This is a genomic window from Patiriisocius sp. Uisw_017, assembly GCF_047731265.1.
Lineage (GTDB): Bacteria > Bacteroidota > Bacteroidia > Flavobacteriales > Flavobacteriaceae > Patiriisocius.
On the sequence record NZ_CP159835.1, the window covers coordinates 1,127,342 to 1,147,487 of the forward strand.

21 protein-coding genes and 1 tRNA gene are annotated in these 20,146 nt (G+C 35.8%); 10 read left to right on the plus strand and 12 right to left on the minus strand.

The window, feature by feature from the left end:
* Positions 1-156 precede the first annotated feature (156 nt).
* Complete coding sequence (locus ABXT67_RS05170; protein WP_415376214.1) at positions 157-333, minus strand: hypothetical protein; 177 nt, start codon at positions 331-333, stop codon at positions 157-159.
* A 213-nt stretch (positions 334-546) separates the two neighbouring features.
* On the opposite strand from ABXT67_RS05170, the gene ABXT67_RS05175 reads away from it, so the two are divergent.
* The 7 genes from ABXT67_RS05175 (at position 547) to ABXT67_RS05205 (ending at position 9,286) form a co-directional block, all read left to right on the plus strand.
* Positions 547-1,935 (plus strand): Ig-like domain-containing protein, encoded by a 1,389-nt coding sequence (locus ABXT67_RS05175; protein WP_415376215.1) that lies wholly within the window; start codon positions 547-549, stop codon positions 1,933-1,935.
* A gap of 19 nt (positions 1,936-1,954) precedes the next feature.
* Entirely contained in the window at positions 1,955-3,574 is a 1,620-nt protein-coding gene (locus ABXT67_RS05180; protein ID WP_415376216.1) for an FG-GAP-like repeat-containing protein, read from the plus strand.
* A 65-nt stretch (positions 3,575-3,639) separates the two neighbouring features.
* Positions 3,640-5,028, plus strand: a complete 1,389-nt coding sequence (locus tag ABXT67_RS05185) for an Ig-like domain-containing protein (protein ID WP_415376217.1) — start codon at positions 3,640-3,642, stop codon at positions 5,026-5,028.
* 103 nt (positions 5,029-5,131) lie between these two features.
* Entirely contained in the window at positions 5,132-5,506 is a 375-nt protein-coding gene (locus tag ABXT67_RS05190) for a DoxX family membrane protein (RefSeq protein ID WP_415376218.1), read from the plus strand.
* A 165-nt stretch (positions 5,507-5,671) separates the two neighbouring features.
* Positions 5,672-7,840: a prolyl oligopeptidase family serine peptidase gene (locus ABXT67_RS05195; protein ID WP_415376219.1), complete on the plus strand. Its 2,169-nt coding sequence runs from the start codon at positions 5,672-5,674 to the stop codon at positions 7,838-7,840.
* A gap of 83 nt (positions 7,841-7,923) precedes the next feature.
* A complete protein-coding gene (locus ABXT67_RS05200; protein ID WP_415376220.1) occupies positions 7,924-8,889 on the plus strand; it encodes an ABC transporter ATP-binding protein in 966 nt (321 codons plus the stop codon).
* Positions 8,876-9,286 carry a hypothetical protein gene (locus ABXT67_RS05205; protein WP_415376221.1) on the plus strand — a complete coding sequence of 137 codons (411 nt, stop codon included), beginning with the start codon at positions 8,876-8,878 and terminating at the stop codon, positions 9,284-9,286. Before ABXT67_RS05200 ends, ABXT67_RS05205 begins: the two co-directional genes overlap by 14 nt.
* 7 nt (positions 9,287-9,293) lie before the next feature.
* Here the strand turns inward: ABXT67_RS05205 and ABXT67_RS05210 are convergent, their stop codons facing one another.
* The 9 genes from ABXT67_RS05210 to pdxA all read right to left on the minus strand — a co-directional run bounded on the left by ABXT67_RS05210 (position 9,294) and on the right by pdxA (position 16,642).
* The gene (locus tag ABXT67_RS05210; protein WP_415376222.1) at positions 9,294-9,872 is read right to left on the minus strand and encodes a HupE/UreJ family protein; all 579 of its coding nucleotides are present in this window, start codon (positions 9,870-9,872) and stop codon (positions 9,294-9,296) included.
* Positions 9,872-10,330 carry a 3-oxoacyl-ACP synthase gene (locus ABXT67_RS05215; protein WP_415376223.1) on the minus strand — a complete coding sequence of 153 codons (459 nt, stop codon included), beginning with the start codon at positions 10,328-10,330 and terminating at the stop codon, positions 9,872-9,874. The genes ABXT67_RS05210 and ABXT67_RS05215 overlap by 1 nt, the downstream gene beginning before the upstream one ends.
* 52 nt (positions 10,331-10,382) lie before the next feature.
* A complete protein-coding gene (locus ABXT67_RS05220; protein ID WP_415376224.1) occupies positions 10,383-11,510 on the minus strand; it encodes an NAD(P)/FAD-dependent oxidoreductase in 1,128 nt (375 codons plus the stop codon).
* A 121-nt stretch (positions 11,511-11,631) separates the two neighbouring features.
* Positions 11,632-12,987, minus strand: coding sequence for an acetyl-CoA carboxylase biotin carboxylase subunit (gene accC, locus ABXT67_RS05225; RefSeq protein ID WP_415376225.1), 1,356 nt, complete (start codon positions 12,985-12,987; stop codon positions 11,632-11,634).
* Positions 12,988-13,064: 77 nt separating this feature from the next.
* Positions 13,065-13,535, minus strand: a complete 471-nt coding sequence (accB, locus tag ABXT67_RS05230) for an acetyl-CoA carboxylase biotin carboxyl carrier protein (protein WP_415376226.1) — start codon at positions 13,533-13,535, stop codon at positions 13,065-13,067.
* Positions 13,536-13,567: 32 nt separating this feature from the next.
* A complete protein-coding gene (locus ABXT67_RS05235; RefSeq protein ID WP_415376227.1) occupies positions 13,568-14,566 on the minus strand; it encodes a beta-ketoacyl-ACP synthase III in 999 nt (332 codons plus the stop codon).
* Positions 14,567-14,750: 184 nt separating this feature from the next.
* On the minus strand, positions 14,751-14,948 hold the full coding sequence (gene rpmF, locus ABXT67_RS05240) for a 50S ribosomal protein L32 (RefSeq protein WP_415376228.1): 198 nt from the start codon (positions 14,946-14,948) through the stop codon (positions 14,751-14,753).
* Positions 14,949-14,957: 9 nt separating this feature from the next.
* Positions 14,958-15,500, minus strand: coding sequence for a YceD family protein (locus ABXT67_RS05245; protein ID WP_415376229.1), 543 nt, complete (start codon positions 15,498-15,500; stop codon positions 14,958-14,960).
* A gap of 77 nt (positions 15,501-15,577) precedes the next feature.
* Positions 15,578-16,642: a 4-hydroxythreonine-4-phosphate dehydrogenase PdxA gene (pdxA, locus tag ABXT67_RS05250; RefSeq protein WP_415376230.1), complete on the minus strand. Its 1,065-nt coding sequence runs from the start codon at positions 16,640-16,642 to the stop codon at positions 15,578-15,580.
* 77 nt (positions 16,643-16,719) lie between these two features.
* Here pdxA and ABXT67_RS05255 point away from each other — a divergent pair, with 77 nt between their 5' ends.
* Entirely contained in the window at positions 16,720-17,310 is a 591-nt protein-coding gene (locus ABXT67_RS05255; protein WP_415376231.1) for a riboflavin synthase, read from the plus strand.
* Between the two features lie 414 nt (positions 17,311-17,724).
* On the opposite strand, the gene ABXT67_RS05260 is transcribed toward ABXT67_RS05255, so the two are convergent.
* Both ABXT67_RS05260 and mce read right to left on the minus strand, forming a co-directional pair.
* Positions 17,725-17,797 (minus strand) — tRNA-Ile (locus tag ABXT67_RS05260).
* A gap of 55 nt (positions 17,798-17,852) precedes the next feature.
* A complete protein-coding gene (mce, locus tag ABXT67_RS05265) occupies positions 17,853-18,260 on the minus strand; it encodes a methylmalonyl-CoA epimerase (RefSeq protein WP_415376232.1) in 408 nt (135 codons plus the stop codon).
* Positions 18,261-18,353: 93 nt separating this feature from the next.
* On the opposite strand from mce, the gene rbfA reads away from it, so the two are divergent.
* Together rbfA and ABXT67_RS05275 are read left to right on the plus strand one after the other, a co-directional pair.
* The gene (rbfA, locus tag ABXT67_RS05270) at positions 18,354-18,749 is read left to right on the plus strand and encodes a 30S ribosome-binding factor RbfA (RefSeq protein ID WP_415376233.1); all 396 of its coding nucleotides are present in this window, start codon (positions 18,354-18,356) and stop codon (positions 18,747-18,749) included.
* A gap of 1 nt (position 18,750) precedes the next feature.
* Complete coding sequence (locus ABXT67_RS05275; RefSeq protein ID WP_415376234.1) at positions 18,751-19,956, plus strand: ABC transporter permease; 1,206 nt, start codon at positions 18,751-18,753, stop codon at positions 19,954-19,956.
* The last annotated feature ends 190 nt before the right edge of the window (positions 19,957-20,146 follow it).

A 20,146-nucleotide genomic window follows, 5' to 3' on the forward strand; every position in this document is an offset into this window, starting at 1 on the left:
ATGTTGGATGTGATTCTGATTCTACTTGTAACGTTATGCCAAAACTTTTTAAAAATGAATGTCGTTAACACAATACTGCGCCATGGACTTGGAGCCAGGCTTTTAAGTTTTGGTCTTAATAAGTTTTTTGTTTGTGCCAGATTTTGATTTTACCCCTTATCCCGAAGCTGAACACCTTTTTAAAACACTGCGGTTTTCTGGAGAGGCACCTACTAGAAAGGGATATATCTTGGGATAGGTTGGAATTACCGAAGTTATTGCAGGGATACTTTTGCTTCTAAAAAGATGGGTGCCATTTGCATTAATAATTTTGGTTCCTATACCAATAAACATCGTTTTATTTCACGTTTTTGCAAATCTTCCCATCATTGCCCAGCAATTTTAGTGGCAGCACTAAACGGCTATTTTATGCATAAACACTGGGGCTCATACCGTTCAAATTTCTCATAATACTCTCATTTAGGAAGGTTTTGTAATTAAATAAGAATATATTAGCTTTGTTAATTACCTAAATATCTATCAGATACCTAATCATCTGTAAAAATAATGTATAATAAAACTAATGCCTTTTCATTTTTTATCGCTTTTCTTGTTGTCTTTTCAGCTTGTAAAAGTGACGATGATAATGGTTATATTGCTTTAGAGATAACAACAGAGTCAGATATGACTGAAGTTTCTAAATTGGCGACTATTGAAATTCAAATTTTTAGTAATGACGCAAACATTCCTCAAGACGGAACATTAAGTGTAACATCCCCAACAAATGGGACTGTAGTTGTAAATAATAACAATACACCTTCAGATTTACGAGATGATTTTATTTTATACGATCCAAATGAAAACTTTGTAGGGAGCGACTCTTTTCAGTACACTATTTGTTTGATGGATGGATCAGGTTGTAAAGTTGAAACGGTTTCAATTACTGTTCTTAATGAAACAATCGTTAATTTAGATCTTGCCAGATTTCCATATGCGACACTTTCAGAATATAATTTTTTTGATGGAAACTTGAGTGATATTACGGCAGGGTATGGTGTTCTTAAATATGAGCCAATAAACCCTCTTTTTACCGATTATGCAATAAAAGCAAGATATGTTTGGATTCCCCCCGGAGAAAGAGCGTCTTATGTTGCTGACAATAAATCATTAGATTTTCCTGATGGAAGTGCTTTGATAAAAGTCTTTAGTTATGATAATGTTTTGCCAACCAACACTACTCGTATTATGGAAACCCGAGTAATGGTAAAAATAGATTCTGAGTGGCAGTTTGCAGAATATATATGGAATGACGAACAAACAGAAGGGTTTTTAGATGATATTGGGGATGGTGGCTTCAAAGAAATCGAATGGCTTCAAAATGGCGAGCCAATGTCTGTAAATTATAGATTCCCTGCCATGACGCAATGTATTATTTGTCATAGTAATGCAGGAACTACCGTTCCCTTAGGCATTAAGCCCCAAAGCATCAATACCACAATAGACTATAGTGATGGCCCAAGCAATCAATTACAAAAATTAATAGATTTTGGCTATCTTGAAAATAGCATTCCATCAACTATTAATACTGCTGTTAATTGGAGTGACGCTTCTCAACCTGTTGAACTTAGGATGCGCTCTTATGTAGATATGAATTGTGGGAATTGCCATCAAGATGGAGGCTCAGGTGATTTTAGAAATATAAGATTAGCGTTTAACGATACCGAAACAAATTTGTTAGAAAGTATTATTTGTCAAGATGCAGATACGCCTATTCCAGGCCTAACGGGTCAAAAATTAATTTCCCCTCGAGATATAGATAATTCAATAATATATTATAGAATGGCTGAAGAAGAAGGCCTATACAAAATGCCCCAATTTGGGCAAACTCTAGTTCATACTGAAGGGCTAGCCCTGATGGAAGAATGGATAAACTCTTTAACTTTAAACTGCGATTAATCAACTAAACTATTTTCTTATGAAAAAAACATTTTTACTTACATTCTTGTTTGCGTGTTGCGCGACAACATACGGGCAAGTTACATTTACAAACCAAAATATTAATACAGATTATTCTGACCGAGGAATTGTTGACATGAACGGGGACAACTTAGATGACGTTATTTCTGTATCCAGCACAAGAATTCAAATTTTTCTTCAACAAGAAGATGGATCATTTGATGAACAATTAATAACAACAACTACAGCAAACAATACACCTTCTTGGAGTCTTGCTGCTGCAGATTATGATCGTAATGGCTTTACAGATTTACTTTACGGTGGTGGAAATGGGGTTACATTTATGAGAGCAAACGATTCGGGTACCGCATTTACTGAAATTTCAGGATCTCAGTATGTATTTTCTCAACGCTCAAACTTTGTTGATATAAATAACGATGGTCACCTTGATGCATTTGTGTGTCACGATGTTGAACCAAATGTTTATTATATTAACGACGGAAATGGAAACTTTACTTTTAATCAAGGTGGTTTAGGAGATTATCCTTCTGGAGGTAACTATGGTTCTGTTTGGGTTGATTTTGACAACGACAGAGATGTGGATATGTTTATTGCTAAGTGTGGGGGATCTTCAGAAAGAAGAGAGAACGAAATGCACGTTAACAACGGTGATGGTACGTTTACTGAGTCTGGCGCTGCTTTAGGGCTTGAAGATGATATGCAAACATGGTCTAGTGCTTGGGCAGATTATGACAATGATGGAGATATGGATGCTTGGGTTGGTGCAAGTGCATTAGGCGATGGTTTCCATAGATTAATGAGAAACAATGGCGACGGTTCATTTACAGACGTAATTGCTGCTTCTGGTTTAACCGGTTTTACAAATACAGACATAGAAAACCAAACCTACGATTTTGATAATGACGGGAATGCGGATATCGTTTCGGGTGGAAGAATATTATACGGTAATGGAGATTTAACCTTTAACGTTTCTGACACTAATATAGGGAACGGTGGTTTTGGAGATCTAAACAATGATGGCTTTATCGATGCGAAGTCCTTTAGTGGGATTAATTTTAACAACGGGAACTCAAATAACTGGTTAAAAATAAACACAAAAGGATTACAAAGTAATGTAGATGGTTTAGGTACTCGTGTTGAAATTACTACTGCAACTGGAACTCAAATTAGAGACGTGAGAAGCGGAGAAGGTTTTAGAAACATGAGTAGTCTTAATACACACTTTGGTCTTGGCACGAGCGATATTGTAGAAACGGTAGTCGTTTACTGGCCATCTGGTGTTATTGACACTTTAGAAGATGTTGATGTAAACCAAGCAGTTGATTTAGTTGAAGGTAGCACTTTGTTAGGGATTGCTGACAATACTACACAAGACGATTTTATACTATATCCTAATCCTGCTTTAGATGTAATTAATTTTTCTGCATCTTCCTTAGAGGGTTACGAAGATCCTATTTACACTGTTTTTGACATGACAGGTCGTCGAGTACTTCATGGTCTTATTCAAAGTAACTCTGTTGATATTTCTCAGCTTGCTCCAGGACAATATATTATGAGAGTAATTGAAAGAAAGTTTAAAAGAAACACTGCTAAAACAAAGCCTTTCACTAAAAGGTAGTTTTATAAATTATTATAGACAAGCACCATTAATCCTTTCTCTTAATGGTGTTTGCATATTAAATCATGAAATTGAAATTAACAATACTTAGTTTATTCCTTCTTTTATCACTAATAACTAGTTGTAACAGTGATGATGATTCTGGATATGTTGATGTAGATTTTTCTTTGGGCAATGATATCGCCCAAGTTATTCAACAACAATCTATCGTTATTTCTATTTTTGAAAATGATTCCAACGTACCTTCTATAGGAATTTTCAGCGTTGAGAATCCTTTACAAGGAAGTATCAGCATACAAACTAACGAAACTTCTGAAACTATTACAGATGACGTTTTGGTTTATACTGCAAATGAAACATTTGAAGGAGAAGAAATTATTAATTATACTGTTTGTTCTAGCGATGGTTCTAATTGTACTAGCGCCACAATAACAATTACTGTAATAGCCAGAGGAGATATAAACGCAAACTTGTCTCAAGTGCCCCATCTAAAGCTTTCAGAATACAACTTTTTTGAAGGAGTATTAGAAGAGCTAAATCCAAACAATGGTGTAATTCCATACGAGCCTATAAGCTCCTTGTTTTCTGATTATGCCCATAAAAAAAGATTTGTTTGGCTCCCAGATGGTCAAAAAGCGACATATAATGGCGATCACGCGCCTTTAGAGTTTCCGATAGGGTCTATTATTATAAAAAACTTTTTCTATGAAAATGTTTTGCCAGATCTTAACACTTTCATTATCGAAACGAGATTAATGATTCGTATTGATAGTAATGAAGAATGGCTTTTTGCAGAGTATTTTTGGAATGACGAACAAACTGAAGCCTTTTATGACACCGCGGGTGATGGTGGTTTCAAATTTATCCAATGGTTAGAAAATGGTGTTCCTCGTGAAGTAAATTATCGCATGCCTTCAGGAAGTGAGTGTTTTACCTGTCATAAAAGCGTTGATAGAAACGTGCCAATTGGAGTAAAGCCTCAAAATCTAAATGGAATTTATGAATATGACGAAGGGTTAAAAAACCAACTTCAAAAGTGGATAGAGGTTGGCTATTTAGAGAACAACCTGCCCACAGACATTAACACAGTTATAGATTATAAGGACACCTCACAATCTCTTGAGATGAGAGTTAGATCCTATGTCGATATAAATTGTGCTAGTTGCCATAGAGACGAAGGCCACTGCAGCTATCGACCTATGAGATTCGCTTTCTTTGAAAACGATCAACCTGAAAGTTTAGGGGTTTGTGTAGAGCCAGATCAATTTTTAAATGGTCTTGTTGATCAAAAACTCATAAAACCTGGAGATCCAGAAAACTCTGTTATTTACTTTAGAGTAAACAATACCGACCAAGATATGCGTATGCCTTTATTGGGACGTAATATTATAGACGACCAAGGAGTCGCGCTCCTTGCAGAGTGGATCAATTCTTTAGAGACTCCATGTAATTAAAAACTCCTATAAACCAAAAAAACAGCCTACATAAACAATGCTTATGTGGGCTGTTTTTTTTTTGTTATCTTTAAAGAGCTATAACACTAAACCACACTATATTATGAATTCAAAATTTACTACAATCTTACGCCTTTTATTAGGTATTGCGTTATTGATATTTGGTGTCAATAAGTTCTTTCCGTTTATTCCTATTTTTGATATGGCGCCGGCAGCAGCAAATTTTATAGAATCTCTAGAAAGCACGGGATACGTGCTCTACATAGTGGCCTTTTTAGAAATAGCAATCGGACTCCTATTAGTGATAAAAAAATGGGTTCCATTCGCACTTATCCTATTAACACCTATAGCTTTAAATATATTTTTATTTCATGTTTTTCTCGATGTCTCAGGAATTGCAGTAGCAATTGTAATTGCAGCTATAAACGCAATTTTAATTTATAAATATTGGAAGGCATATAGACCGTTATTTCAATAGTAATCAAATTGATATTCTGCACTTTAATATCAGCTTTAAAGCTACGATAATAGTACTTTTGTTATAGTGTTGTGAGTTCTTAATTCAAACTCCATCCTATTTTAAATAAAGAAAGGTGAATGATTTATTCTGCACATCTTTCATATTAATAAATAATGTGTTCCAATGAAAAAAATCCTTATCTGTAGTATGGTTGTCGCCACAATAATTTCTTGCAAAGAATCATCAATACAAACAAAAGAGTCTATTGCCGTTACATATCCTACAACAAAAAAAGCAGATACCGTATCCACCTATTTTGGAACTGAGGTTAAAGACCCATACCGTTGGCTTGAAGACGACATGAGCGAAGAAACAGGCGCATGGGTAGCCGCTCAAAATGAAGTAACCTTTGATTACCTTAAAAACATCCCATTTAGAGAAGAACTAAAAGAAAGACTTACCTCTCTATGGAATTATGAAAAAGTAGGCTCTCCTTTTAAAGAAGGAGATTACACCTATTTCTCTAAAAATGACGGGCTTCAAAACCAGTATGTTATTTATCGATACAAAACCGGAGATGACCCAAAAAATGCTGAAATATTTCTAGATCCAAATACCTTTAAAGAAGATGGAACCATCTCATTAGGAGGCCTAAGCTTCAGTGAAAATGGAAAAATGGCAGCTTATAGTGTTAGTGAAGGAGGAAGCGACTGGAGAAAGGTTTTGGTAATGAATGCTGATACTAAAGAAATTGTAGAGGACACATTAATAGATGTGAAATTTAGCGGTGTTTCTTGGTTTAAGAACGAAGGTTTTTATTATTCAAGTTACGACAAGCCAGAGGGTAGCGAGCTTTCTGCTAAAACGGATCAACATAAATTATATTATCACAAACTGGGTACATCTCAAAAAAGAGACGAATTAATATTTGGAGGAACCCCACAAGAAAAACATAGATATGTAGGGGGAAGAACTAGTGAAGATAATCGCTATCTCGTCGTTAGCGCAAGTGTTTCGACTTCTGGCAATAAATTATTCATAAAAAATTTAACCAAACCAAACGCTCCGTTCATTACCATCCTAGACAATGCCGATACAGATACATATGTTGCTGATAATGATGGAAGCACGTTGTACCTTGTTACTAATAAAAATGCTCCTAATAAAAAAATTATAAAAGTGGACGCTTCAAACCCAACGCCAGAAAATTGGAAAGAAGTAATCGCGGAAACCGAAAACGTACTTAATGTTGGTACTGGAGGAGGCTATATTTTTGCCAACTATATGGTAGATGCGGTTAGTAAAGTCGAGCAATATGACTTTAATGGAAAACTTGTAAGAGAAATAATACTTCCTGGAGTAGGGTCTGCAGGTGGTTTTGGGGCTAAGAAAGATGACAAAGAGCTCTACTATTCTTTTACTAACTATACAACCCCTGGTAGTGTTTATAAGTATAACCTAAAAGATGGAACATCTAAGTTATACGTAAAACCAGACATAGATTTTAATCCAGCGAATTTTGAAAGTAAGCAAATTTTTTATACTTCAAAAGACGGCACTAAAATACCTATGATCATTACTCACAAAAAAGGATTAAAGCTAGACGGTACTAACCCAACAATATTATATGGATATGGCGGATTCAATATTAGTTTAACACCTAGTTTTAGCATTACTAATGCTGTATGGATGGAGCAAGGCGGAATATATGCAGTAGCAAACCTTAGAGGTGGGGGGGAATATGGAAAGAAATGGCACAACGCCGGAACCAAAATGCAAAAACAAAATGTATTTGACGATTTTATAGCAGCAGCTGAATATTTAATTGATAATAAATTTACTTCCAGCGACTATTTAGCAATTAGGGGTGGGTCTAATGGCGGGCTTTTAGTCGGTGCAACAATGACACAACGTCCAGACTTAATGCAGGTGGCGCTACCCGCAGTTGGCGTGCTAGATATGCTGCGCTATCATACTTTTACTGCTGGCGCAGGTTGGGCCTATGATTATGGTACTGCCGATGACAGCAAAGAAATGTTTGAGTATCTAAAAGGATACTCACCGGTACACAATGTGAAAGAAGGCACTAAATACCCCGCTACGCTCGTTACCACAGGTGATCACGATGATAGAGTTGTACCTGCACATAGTTTTAAATTTGCAGCAGAACTGCAAGAAAAACAAGCTGGAGACCATCCTGTTTTAATTAGAATTGAAACAGATGCTGGACATGGCGCTGGAACACCTGTAAGTAAAACCATTAACCAATATGCAGATATATTTGGATTTACGCTCTACAATATGGGCTATGAAATGTTGCCTGAAAAAGCGAATATTGATGTAAAAAAGTAATTGTACTTTATATAAAGTACAAAAGAACACCTCCTTTTTACTATTGGAGGCTTTTTTAAATTTCGAAAAAGAATACCTCAACTATGCTTCAAGTTCACGTTTCTAATTTTAAATATCATACGAATCCTGCAAAAACAATTCTTGAGAACCTTAAGTTTAATATAGACAAAGGAGAAAACCTTGCTGTTTTAGGCGAAAGCGGTTGCGGAAAAAGCACGCTACTCCATATTATATATGGTTTAGTGCATCTTGAAAATGGAAGTATATATTGGAATGGCGATAAATTATTAGGCCCTAACCACACATTGATTCCTGGCGAACCTTTTATGAAATTGGTGAGTCAAGAATTAGAATTAATGCCTTTTACGAGTGTTGCAGAGAACATCGCAGAACATTTAAACAGACAAGACAGCATACGCGACGACCAACGAATAGACGAATTATTAGCCGTTGTCGAATTAGAAAGCTATAAACAAATCAAAGTCTCTTATTTGAGCGGCGGTCAAAAGCAACGTGTTGCAATTGCAAAAGCCCTCGCCAATGAACCCGAATTATTATTATTGGACGAACCCTTTAGTAGTATTGACAATTTTCTAAAAAACAAACTACGCCGTAAGCTTTTTAAGTATTTAAAAGAAAAAGAAATTACCTGTGTTACGGCTACCCATGACAGCGAAGAAGCACTCGCATTTGCCGACAATATCTTACTGTTGAAAGACGGGAGAAAAGAAACATATGGAAGCCCTCAACAGCTATTCGACTCTTTTTCTACAGAATATCAAGGTAGCTTTTTTGGTGAGATTTCAGTGCTAGAGTCGGAGCTTATTTCGGAACGTAGCGAAACTAAATTTGCTTACCTCTTACCTCATCAACTAAGTGTTTCGCTTGAAAAAATAGGTCTTGAAGTTAAAGTTCAAGACTCCTTTTATAGAGGAACACATTACCTTATTGTGGCTTCGTACTCAGATAAACCTGTCTATTTTAATCACGTTAAGCCTTTAGTTTCTGGGGATACTGTATATCTAAAAAAAGCAAATGGAGCTCGCTGAAATAAGACTAATTCTTGACGGAGGGATGGTTGTACTCATTTGGATGATTCAGCGCATTGTCTACCCTAGCTTCCAGTATTGTGAAGTGAGTCGCTTAGCTTCTTGGCACGAAAAGTACAGTGGACGGTTAGCGGCAATAGTTATTCCTTTAATGATAGGGCAGCTTATTATTTCTATCATTCAGCTAGTTAACGGTCTCGATTTAAACAGTGGTATGTATGCACTTTTAGTCTGGTTTCTTTGGGGAATAACATTTGTTGTTTTTGTGCCATTGCACGGAAAAATCGCAAATGGGACTGGCACAGCACATACTGTAAGGGCTCTCGAAAAAAGAAACTGGGTTCGCACAATTACTTGGACAGCGCTGTTCCTTTTTTCCTTATTCCATTTTCACTAATGAAAAATTATATAAGCTGAAAAAGAATCCACAATGCAACAAAACTAATTGCAATAGAGATGCTTATAATAATATGCTTGTGTTTTATTCCGGGAAGAACCTTTTTAACGCCTTGTTGAACCAACAGAAAAATAGCCACGATTAATAATTGCCCCACTTCAATCCCTAAATTAAAACCTACTAAAGGAAGCAGGACATTTTCTCCTTCAAATAATGACATCCTAAGAAAATTTGAAAAAGCCAAGCCGTGAATACATCCAAAAATAAGAACTAAGGCATATAGAAAATAGTAGCTTGTTTGCGAATCACTTTTCGCTTTAACCAAGTTGTTAATACAAGTAATAATTATCGTTACAGGAATTAATATTTCGATTAAATCGCGGTTAATTTTAAGCAGTTCAAAAGAGGAAAGCCCCAAGGTAATACTATGCCCCACTGTGAAAGCGGTAACAAGAATGAGTAATCGTTTCCATTGCTTGACTTCAAAAAAGACGACCATTGCTACTATAAAAAGCATGTGATCAAGGCCATCTTTATCCAAAATATGATCAAGCCCTTGTTTAAAATAAAATATAAAGATGTCCATCAATCAATACTATTAATCGTGTAATTTTTACCTCTAAAGTTAAAAGTTTCTCCCGTTTGTTTTCCTAACAGGAACTTTCCAATAGGAGTTTGCAAACCAATGCAAAAATAAGATTCGCCTTCAAATGATAAAGCCCCAAGCGATATACTTAAAAAAAAACATCCATGATTCGTAGCAACTAGACTCCCCAAGTGCGCATTTTTAGATGCACTCTTCAAATCTATTTTATACAATACCTCTTGTATTTTTTCTATCTCCACCATTCGCTCACCTGCCTGTTCTCGCTCTATCTGTAGCATCGCTCGGGTAGTTTCGTGTTTGTCTCCCGCACTACTTTTAGTTGCATCGTTTAAAGAAACCACAATGCCCTTGATCTTGTCTTGAACAATAGCATATTTGTATGCTATTTGCTCTTCGCAAGCTTTAAGTAAGGCTTCTTTGATGTTTGTTGAGCTCATTGTAAGAGTGTTCTCTGGTTTGTAGTTCAAAAATAGATAATCTATAGTCGTATTATTGTGCAAGGAGCGCCAATTGTTTGCCAATGCTGCTTCCTATGGCCACACCCATACCACCAAGTCTTACACCACAAAATATGTTTTTAGAAACTTTTTTTACAATAGGCTTTTTTTGATTTCCCACACCCATTATACCGCTCCATCTTGCTTCAACTTCAAATGGAGTATTTGGTAAAATCACGGTATTCAAAAGTGCTTCCAATTTTTGTTGAACGATAGCGGTTAGGCCCATCTCCCTGGTGTTTTCAGTTTTAAAATCTAAGTTTCTACCGCCTCCAAATAATATCCGATCTCCAATATTTCTATAATAATAGTATCCCTGATCTAAATGAAACGTTCCTTTTATTGCTAGGTTTTTTATGGGTTTTGTAATTAAAACCTGTGCTCTTGCTGGTTGAACATTCTCATTCAAAAACTGTTGTGCAAACCCATTAGTTGCAATGCAAACGTTTTGAGCTTTAATCTCATACGTTTCATTATTGTTTTCTATTGTCAAAAAAACCGTAGCCCCAGCATCTTCAATAGCAATCACTTGAGTATTGTTAATAATTTGAATGTTATTTGATGCTGCTTTCTTAAGTAATGCCTGCATCATTTTACCAGTATCAATTTGTCCTTCAAATCTATTGTAAATAAGTTTTTGATGTATTCCCTCAAAGCCAAAAGGGTCATCTACTATTTCAAAGATATCTGCTTCAAAAATTGGATGTAATAATCTGTTAATACTATCTATTTTAGCAACACTCTTTTCAAACAGCACAATATCTTGTTCCAAAAACACCTCATAGCTTCCGTTTTCTTGATAATCGATAAGGCTGTCCCCTAAAGTGTCACGAAGCAGTTGTAAACCTGTTAAACGTTCTTTTACAAGCGCAACAACTTCTTCTTCGGAATGGGTTTCCAAATCGCTTAAAATTTCTGAAGCACTTCCAAAACAAGCAAATCCGGCATTTTTTGTGCTCGCTCCACTTGGTAGCATCCCCTTTTCAAAAACCAAAATTTTTGAATTAGGGTGAGCATTCCGAAGTTGTAAGGCACAGTTTAAGCCTACGATTCCACTGCCTATGATTACATAGTCTATATTTTGAAACCAAGTTTCTCTTTCCCAATACGATAGGTTCATTGTCTACTCTTTCCGAGGTTATATTATAATAACAAGATATAAAAAAGCATCTAGAATATTAAATCCTAGATGCTCGAGGTTTTTTTAAGTCACTGCAAACTGCCACTGAAAACTATTCTTTTTACTCTTCCTCTTCAGGTTCGTTCATTTTCCAAGTATCCATAAAAGCAGTTGTATAATCCCCAGAAACATAATCTGGATGATCCATTAACTGTCTATGAAAAGGAATCGTCGTTTTGATGCCTTCTATTACAAATTCATCTAGTGCGCGTTTCATTTTACTAATAGCCTCTTCTCTAGTTTGCGCTGTTGTAATAAGCTTCGCAATCATGGAGTCATAATTTGGTGGGATAGAATATCCCGCATAAACGTGCGTGTCTAGTCTAATCCCATGCCCTCCTGGAGCATGTAAAACGGTGATTCTTCCTGGTGAAGGACGAAAACCATTATAAGGATCTTCAGCATTGATACGACATTCTATAGAGTGCAAATTTGGCGTGTAGTTCTTACCAGAAATAGGAATCCCCGCTGCAACCATAATCTGTTCTCTAATCAAATCAAAATCGATTACTTGTTCTGTAATTGGATGTTCTACTTGGATACGCGTATTCATTTCCATAAAATAGAAATTGCGGTTCTTATCGACTAAAAACTCAACCGTACCTGCTCCTTCGTATTTTATATATTCTGCTGCTTTTACCGCAGCAAGTCCCATGGCCTCTCTAAGCTCATCGGTCATAAATGGGCTAGGAGTTTCTTCAGTAAGTTTTTGATGACGTCTTTGAATGGAGCAGTCTCTTTCACTTAAATGACAAGCTCTTCCTGTACTATCTCCAACAACTTGTATTTCGATGTGTCTAGGTTGCTCTATGAGTTTTTCCATATACATATCGTCATTACCAAATGCAGCTTTACTTTCTTGTCTTGCAGACTCCCAAGCATCCTGTAGTTCCTCTTCTTTCCAAACAGCACGCATTCCTTTACCTCCTCCACCAGCACTTGCTTTTAGCATTACTGGATAGCCAGTTTTGTTGGCTACTTTAATACACGTTTTAAAGTCTGGAATGACTCCTTCACTTCCTGGGACACAAGGAACACCCGCTTCTATCATGGTTGATTTAGCTTGAGCCTTATCTCCCATTCTATCAATCATATCTGGCGATGCCCCTATGAACTTAATGTTATGCTCTCCGCAAATTTTAGAGAATTTTGCGTTTTCTGAAAGGAATCCATATCCGGGGTGAATGGCATCTGCATTTGTAATCTCTGCAGCAGCAATGATGTTGCTCATTTTTAAGTAGCTTTCGCTACTGGGAGCTGGACCGATACATACTGCCTCATCTGCAAATTTTACATGCAAACTTTCTTCATCTGCTTTAGAATATACTGCAACAGTCAGGATGCCCATTTCTTTGCACGTTCGGATAACACGTAAGGCAATTTCGCCTCTATTGGCAATTAAAATCTTTTTAAACATAAATTCTTCAAATTAATAAATCCAAAATCCAAATCCTTAAAAAAACGACTTGATACTAGAGAATTATTATTAATATATTAAGACGGGTCTACTAAGAAAAGTGGTTGGTCAAATTCTACAGGCGAAGCATCGTCTACTAGAATCTTAACAATCTTACCTGATACTTCACTTTCTATTTCATTAAAGAGTTTCATTGCTTCGATAACACATAGAACATCCCCTTCATTTATAGTGCTTCCTACCTCAACAAACATGGGTTTGTCTGGTGATGGTTTTCTATAAAAAGTTCCGATTATAGGAGATTTAACAGTGATGTATTTTGAGTCTTCTGCTGGAGCAGATTCTGTCTCTACCGTTGAGGCAGGTGCTGCTGGTTGTTGAGGCATTGATCCAACAGGAGGCATTTGCTGTATGTAGGTCATTTCTCCCTTGCCACCGTGCTCTCCAGTTCTAATTGTAATCTTAATGTCGTCTGTTTCAAGTTTAACTTCACTTGCTCCAGATTTTGCTACAAATCTAATGAGATTTTGAATGTCTTTTAATTCCATTTTTTTGGTTTTAAGTAATTCTTTATTGACTGTTATTTTGGGTCGTATGCCCATTTTAAATAAATGGCACCCCAGGTAAATCCTCCTCCAAAAGAGGCAAAAACTAAATTATCTCCTTTTTTAAGTTGATTTTCATAATCCCAAATACACATGGGTAAGGTTGCCGAAGTGGTGTTTCCATATTTATGAATATTGATCATTACTTTATCTTCTGGCAAATCCATTCTTCTGGACGTTGCGTCTATAATTCTTTTATTGGCTTGATGAGGAACTAACCATTGAATATCTTCACCCGAAAGATTATTTCGTTTCATTACCTCTTCTGAAACATCTGCCATATTTGTTACGGCAAATTTAAAAACTGTTTTTCCGTCTTGAAAAACATAATGTTGTTTGTTTTCAACAGTTTCTTTTGAAGCTGGAAGAATAGATCCACCCGCATCTATCTTAAGACTTTGTCTTCCTGCCCCATCAGATCTTAAAATTTCATCTATAAGACCTAGTCCTTCGGTATTTGGCTCAAAGAGTACGGCTCCTGCTCCATCTCCAAAAATAATACATGTTGTGCGATCTGTATAATCAATAATGGAGCTCATTTTATCGGCTCCAATTAGTAATACTTTCTTATATCTTCCAGACTCAATATATCGCGCTGCGGTTGACATTCCAAAAAGAAAGCCCGAACAAGCCGCTTGTAAATCGTAGGAAAATGCATTTATTGCGCCTATTTGGCTCGCCACATAAACACCTGTGGAAGCAACCGGCATATCTGGCGTTGTTGTAGCCAATATAACCAGATCTATCTCTGCAGGGTCAATGTCGTTTTTGCTTATTAAATTGTTTGCTGCTTGAATGGCTAGATACGAGGTTCCTTTGTCACTATCTTTTAAAATATGCCTTTCTTTGATACCAGTGCGGCTGGTAATCCATTCGTCATTTGTATCTACCATAGTTTCCAAGATCTTGTTCGTCAAAACATAGTCTGGAACAAAACCCCCTACAGCAGTAATAGCAGCAGTAACTGTACTCATAGAATTCGTTTAAATTCAACCATAAGAGTAAAAAGCACTCTAAAGGGGACGAAAAATAGTGAATTTTAATCAAAAAAGATTCATTTTTAACCTTTTTTGATAGTCCTGATTTAATAGAAAAATAAAAAACTCTCACAAACAGTGAGAGTTATCTTTATAATAATCTATGGATATAAGAAATGACTTACTCCTCTACCTCTTCAACTGCATCAATTACAATCTGACCACGGTAGTATAATTTACCTTCGTGCCAATGCGCCCTATGAAATAAATGCGCTTCTCCAGTGGTTGGATCTGTTGCAATTGTAGGAGCGATTGCCTTGTAATGAGTTCTTCTTTTATCTCTTCTCGTTTTCGAGATTTTTCTTTTAGGATGTGCCATTACTTTATATTATTTATCGTTTAGTAATTTTTTTAATGTATCCCACCTTGGATCTGTTTCGCTGGTGGTGTCTTCTTTATCTTCAATAGCCTTTGGGCTTAATTCTTCTAATTTATCGAGTATTTCACTGTCTAGAGTTCCGTCCTCAACACCCGGGTGTATCCTTCTTACAGGCAGACTTAAAATAATAGACTCATATATATACTGTTGGATATTTACCTCATAACTTCCATGAGGAACAATTAATAAATCTTCATTCTCATCATTAAATGATTCTCCAAACTTTACTATAAAATGGTATGTTCCTTTAACAGGCTGGTCATATAGTTCGTTTGTCAAATCACATTGCACTCTAACGCTACCTTCATAGCTTAGAGTAAACTCTAACAACGTCGATTTTTTATTTAATAAAACCGCTAACTTAATCGCTGTTTTATCAAATTCATCATATCCAAAATACTCAAAGAACTCTTTATTAATGTCAAAATCAAGATGGTGCTCTCCAAGTTTCAACCCCACAAATGGAATTGTAAATTGCTTAATTTCTCTCATAATCACACCGTATCGATTTTTTATGCCGCCTATAAAGCGGGTGCAAAGATAAAAAAATATTTTCTTTCGTAATTGTATTACCTGTTATTTTTTACAAAGGGTTTGCGTTGACTAATTTCAAGTGGGTTTTCTGAAATTTTTAAATATTCTTGACGGGTATTAAAAATTCCAATAGCGCTATATACTGCGGCCCTAAACGAACTAAAATCTGCAGTGTTTTTGCCTGCAATATCAAACGCAGTACCGTGGTCTGGGGAAGTTCTCACCTTATTTAATCCAGCAGTATAATTTACTCCTGAGCCAAACGCTAACGTTTTAAAAGGAATGAGTCCTTGGTCATGGTACGATGCTATTATAACATCAAAATTTTTATAATTACCTGAACCAAAAAAACTATCTGCGGCATAAGGACCAAATATTGTTTTACCATTATTTCTCAAATTATCAAGTGTTGGTCTCAAAAGCGTATCGTCTTCGACACCTATTACTCCATTATCTCCAGTGTGAGGGTTTATTCCTAACACCGCTATTTTCGGTTTTTCAATTCCAAAATCTTGAATAAGTGTTTTATGGATAGTATTAATTTTACTTTCTATAAGCTCTCTGGTTATTGTTGCTGAAACATCTTTTACCGCAACGTGATCTGTTAATAACCCTATGCGCAGTGATTCAGAAATCATAAGCATTAAACTATCTCCCTCTAATTCTTGATTTAGATAATCTGTATGGCCTGGAAATTTAAACGATTCACTTTGTATGTTTGATTTGTTTATTGGCGCCGTTACCAATACATCTATTTGGTTTTCTTTCAATGCTTTTACTGAAGCCTCTAGAGACTTAATCGCATATTCTCCAATACCCTTATCTTCCTTGCCAAAATTAATTTCTACAAGCTCTTTCCAGACATTATATACATTTATTTTTTTTGGCAATATTTTATCCAAAGAATCAATCCCCTGGAGAATAGTGTCTAGATTATAGGCTTTTTTTAAAAAAGACATTGTTTTAACAGAAGCAAATATCACTGGAGTGCAAAAATCCAACATTCTAATATCTTGAAATGTCTTCAACACTATTTCACTGCCAATACCGTTTAAATCTCCAATAGATATTCCTACAACAATTTTCTTTTCTCTATTCATTTTAGTAATGTTAATTGTTTAATCTGTCTTAACTTTTTAAATTACTTTTGCGTTACAAATGTAATGATATTGTACTCATGTTTACAGGAATTATTGAAGGGCTAGGAAAAGTGAAATCTCTAACAAAAGAGGGGACAAATTTATCTATCGAAATAGAGAGTGAATTAGCTTCAGAATTAAAAATTGATCAAAGTATTGCTCACAATGGAGTTTGTTTAACCGTTGTAGCGCTAACCGAAAGCTCCTACACGGTTACGGCTATAAAAGAAACATTGGACAAAACCAATCTCAACAACTTAAATGAAAATACGCTCGTAAACCTTGAGCGCGCAATGAAACTGGGCGATAGATTAGATGGCCACATTGTGCAAGGTCATGTAGACCAAACAGCTGCTTGCAAAAATGTTTCTGTAGAAAATGGAAGTTGGGTTTTTACTTTTGAATACGACCCTACCATTGGTAATTTAACCATCGAAAAGGGTTCTATAACAATAAACGGAGTTAGTCTTACGGTGGTTGATTCTAAGGAAAACAATTTTAGCGTTGCTATTATTCCTTATACTTACGAGCACACGAGTTTTAATTCAACTAAAAAAGGAGATACCGTAAATCTTGAGTTTGACGTTATAGGAAAATATGTGTCGAGAATTACGAGAGGGTATTTGTAGCCCTGTTTTTTTTAACTATTGTATAAAATCCATAAAATAGACCAACTATTAATAAGATTAAGATATTATCATCAATTGGCATAGGCAATTCAGGCGGATTTCGGCTAGGCCAAGGCGGTCCTGCACCAGCCGTAGGGCCTTGTGAAAGCATGGGTATCACTGCAATAAAACAGTATACTATGGGTAGTATTTTAACGATTCGGGGTCGCATATTAGTGGTTAAGGTAATAAAATTTTATGGTTAACAACAAAACTTTCGCTGAACGCTTATTATTAAACAAGTAATTCGACAAAAAATTGCTTTAACTAAACTAATGTTTTTTAACTCATCACTTGTTATTACAAAGATTATCATCATGTTTATTTAAAATTTAACAAAGGGTAGGTCTGCCTTTAACGTCGAATTTTAAATAGTGGTCCCACATGGGCTCGACCATGGACCCCCTGATTATGAGTCAGGTGCTCTAACCAGCTGAGCTATAGGACCGGTAATTTGAGTGCAAAGTTAACCCGTTTTAAAATTGTCGCAAACTTTTTCTTTGTTATTTAATCTCTTGACACAATTCTACTAGGACCCCGTTGGTTGATTTAGGGTGTAAAAACACTACTAATTTATTGTCTGCACCTCTTTTGGGAACCTCGTTTAGCACGACAAAACCTTCATTTTTAAGACGTTCTGTTTCAGATTCAATGTCCTCAACGGCAAATGCAATGTGGTGAATTCCTTCTCCTTTTTTCTCAATAAATTTTGCAATTGGACTCTCTTTATTTGTTGCTGCTAATAATTCTATCTTACTTTCTCCACATTTAAAAAAACTCGTTAGTACTCCTTCGCTTAAAACTTCTTCGGTTTTGTAATGAGGGACACCCAACAGTTTTTCATATAATGCGTTCGCTTCTGTTAAATCTTTCACGGCAATACCTAAATGTTCAATTTTAGTGAAATTCATAGTTTATGGTTTAGGTTTCAGTCGTTTCAAAAATAACATTTACTTGGCTTATGACAGCTAACAAGCTACTATATATTATAGTAACTTTGCAAAATGGTAGAGAGCAATAGACAAAAAAAAATTGCGGGTGTTCTTCAGGAGGACCTTGCAAAAGTTTTACAAAACAAACTAAGAGAAGCTGGGCAGTCTGGAATTTTAATTTCAGTGAGCAAAGTTAGTGTTACGACAGACCTATCTATAGCAAAAGTATATGTAAGTATATTCCCTTCTGAAAATGCTGCGGAAATCACAAAAGAGATTAATTTAATAAAACCAAAAATAAAACACGAAGTCGCTCAACTAACAAAACATCAATTAAGAAGAATGCCTGAATTGACGTTTTATAATGACGACTCCTTAGATTATATAGAAAAGATTGAGGATGCGGTAAAGGGAGAAGAAAACCCATTAACAAATCCTGAATTACTCCCTAAAAGAAGAAGATCCTAACGTGAATTTTTCGCTGTACATCGCTAAGAGATACCTTTTTTCACCGAGCAGCAACAATGCAATAAATATTATTACAGTAATTGCGGCAACTGGGGTAGTAGTTGGCGCACTTGTGCTTTTTATAGTCCTTTCTGGTTTTTCTGGATTAAAAGATTACAGTTTACAATACACAAATATCTTTGACAGTGATTTAAAAGCGCTGCCAGCGCAAGGCAAAACAATATCTTTTACTGAAGCACAACAAAAGCAATTAAGCGCGCTAACCGAAATAGAATCCTTTAGTCAAATAATTGAGGAACGTATCTTTATGCAATTTAAAGGCAGAAATGAAATTGCTTATATTAAGGGTGTTGATGAAAACTATGGAAATGTAAATGTTATTGACAGCATTGTTTATCATGAAAAATGGTTCACTCCTCATAGAAAAGAAGTGGTAATTGGTCACGGTACTTCACAAAAACTTTCTTTGGGAACTAGAGATTATAATAATTTGCTAGAAATTTTTGTTCCTAAACCAGGGACAGGACAAATGGATGTTTTGAACCCTTCAAAAGATTTTAATAAAGAAGCCGTAATCGTTTCTGGAATCTATTTTGTAAATGAAGAGCTTAATAGTAAATACGTATTTAGTGATCTCAGGTTCGCACAAAATTTACTGAGCTTGGACAGCACTCAAATTTCAGGGATTGAATTTAAATTTGCCCCAAACGCTCAAGAAAACGCAGTGAAAGATAAAATTAGCGCCATATTTAAGAACAAAGTGGTACTAAAGAACCGCATAGAGCAAAATGATGCGCTCTACAAAATGCTAAATACTGAAAATGTTGCGGTGTATCTTATTTGTACACTCGTAATGATTATTGCCCTTTTTAATATCGTGGGGTCGGTTATTATGATGATTCTCGATAAACGAAAAAACATAAAAACACTATTTAATCTTGGGAGCACGATAAAAAGTATCCGTAAAATATTTTTTATTCAAGGTGCTTTAATGACCATCTTAGGAGGTGTTTTAGGGGTTTTATTAGGGGTTTTGATAGTTTGGCTGCAATTAGAGTTTAAGCTTTTGTACATCACCCCAAACCTTCCCTACCCAGTAAAATTAAAAGCGATTAATATCGGGGTCGTTTTTGTTACTATTACGGTATTGGGTTTGTTAGCGGCAAGGATTGCAGCCAGTAGAGTTCGAGAGCGCTTGTTGGATTAATTCTTTACGACTTTTTCAACCACGTTCGCCCCAGCTTAATTTTTTACTTCTAAGAAATACATCCCATTGGGTACATTTTCCAATGAAAAGCTGAAGGTATTTGAAGGCGCTAGTTTAAAACGCTAAACCAATCTACCGCTTATATCATATAGAATCCCTTCAGTAAACAAAAGATTTGTTGTCTCAATGT

What these genes read in the sequence shown, in the direction of transcription:
- ABXT67_RS05170 (WP_415376214.1), bottom strand. Translation starts at nt 333, where the DNA reads ATGTTTATTGGTATAGGAACCAAAATTATTAATGCAAATGGCACCCAT.
- ABXT67_RS05175 (WP_415376215.1), top strand. Translation starts at nt 547, where the DNA reads ATGTATAATAAAACTAATGCCTTTTCATTTTTTATCGCTTTTCTTGTT.
- ABXT67_RS05180 (WP_415376216.1), top strand. Translation starts at nt 1,955, where the DNA reads ATGAAAAAAACATTTTTACTTACATTCTTGTTTGCGTGTTGCGCGACA.
- ABXT67_RS05185 (WP_415376217.1), top strand. Translation starts at nt 3,640, where the DNA reads ATGAAATTGAAATTAACAATACTTAGTTTATTCCTTCTTTTATCACTA.
- ABXT67_RS05190 (WP_415376218.1), top strand. Translation starts at nt 5,132, where the DNA reads ATGAATTCAAAATTTACTACAATCTTACGCCTTTTATTAGGTATTGCG.
- ABXT67_RS05195 (WP_415376219.1), top strand. Translation starts at nt 5,672, where the DNA reads ATGAAAAAAATCCTTATCTGTAGTATGGTTGTCGCCACAATAATTTCT.
- ABXT67_RS05200 (WP_415376220.1), top strand. Translation starts at nt 7,924, where the DNA reads ATGCTTCAAGTTCACGTTTCTAATTTTAAATATCATACGAATCCTGCA.
- ABXT67_RS05205 (WP_415376221.1), top strand. Translation starts at nt 8,876, where the DNA reads ATGGAGCTCGCTGAAATAAGACTAATTCTTGACGGAGGGATGGTTGTA.
- ABXT67_RS05210 (WP_415376222.1), bottom strand. Translation starts at nt 9,872, where the DNA reads ATGGACATCTTTATATTTTATTTTAAACAAGGGCTTGATCATATTTTG.
- ABXT67_RS05215 (WP_415376223.1), bottom strand. Translation starts at nt 10,330, where the DNA reads ATGAGCTCAACAAACATCAAAGAAGCCTTACTTAAAGCTTGCGAAGAG.
- ABXT67_RS05220 (WP_415376224.1), bottom strand. Translation starts at nt 11,510, where the DNA reads ATGAACCTATCGTATTGGGAAAGAGAAACTTGGTTTCAAAATATAGAC.
- accC (WP_415376225.1), bottom strand. Translation starts at nt 12,987, where the DNA reads ATGTTTAAAAAGATTTTAATTGCCAATAGAGGCGAAATTGCCTTACGT.
- accB (WP_415376226.1), bottom strand. Translation starts at nt 13,535, where the DNA reads ATGGAATTAAAAGACATTCAAAATCTCATTAGATTTGTAGCAAAATCT.
- ABXT67_RS05235 (WP_415376227.1), bottom strand. Translation starts at nt 14,566, where the DNA reads ATGAGTACAGTTACTGCTGCTATTACTGCTGTAGGGGGTTTTGTTCCA.
- rpmF (WP_415376228.1), bottom strand. Translation starts at nt 14,948, where the DNA reads ATGGCACATCCTAAAAGAAAAATCTCGAAAACGAGAAGAGATAAAAGA.
- ABXT67_RS05245 (WP_415376229.1), bottom strand. Translation starts at nt 15,500, where the DNA reads ATGAGAGAAATTAAGCAATTTACAATTCCATTTGTGGGGTTGAAACTT.
- pdxA (WP_415376230.1), bottom strand. Translation starts at nt 16,642, where the DNA reads ATGAATAGAGAAAAGAAAATTGTTGTAGGAATATCTATTGGAGATTTA.
- ABXT67_RS05255 (WP_415376231.1), top strand. Translation starts at nt 16,720, where the DNA reads ATGTTTACAGGAATTATTGAAGGGCTAGGAAAAGTGAAATCTCTAACA.
- mce (WP_415376232.1), bottom strand. Translation starts at nt 18,260, where the DNA reads ATGAATTTCACTAAAATTGAACATTTAGGTATTGCCGTGAAAGATTTA.
- rbfA (WP_415376233.1), top strand. Translation starts at nt 18,354, where the DNA reads ATGGTAGAGAGCAATAGACAAAAAAAAATTGCGGGTGTTCTTCAGGAG.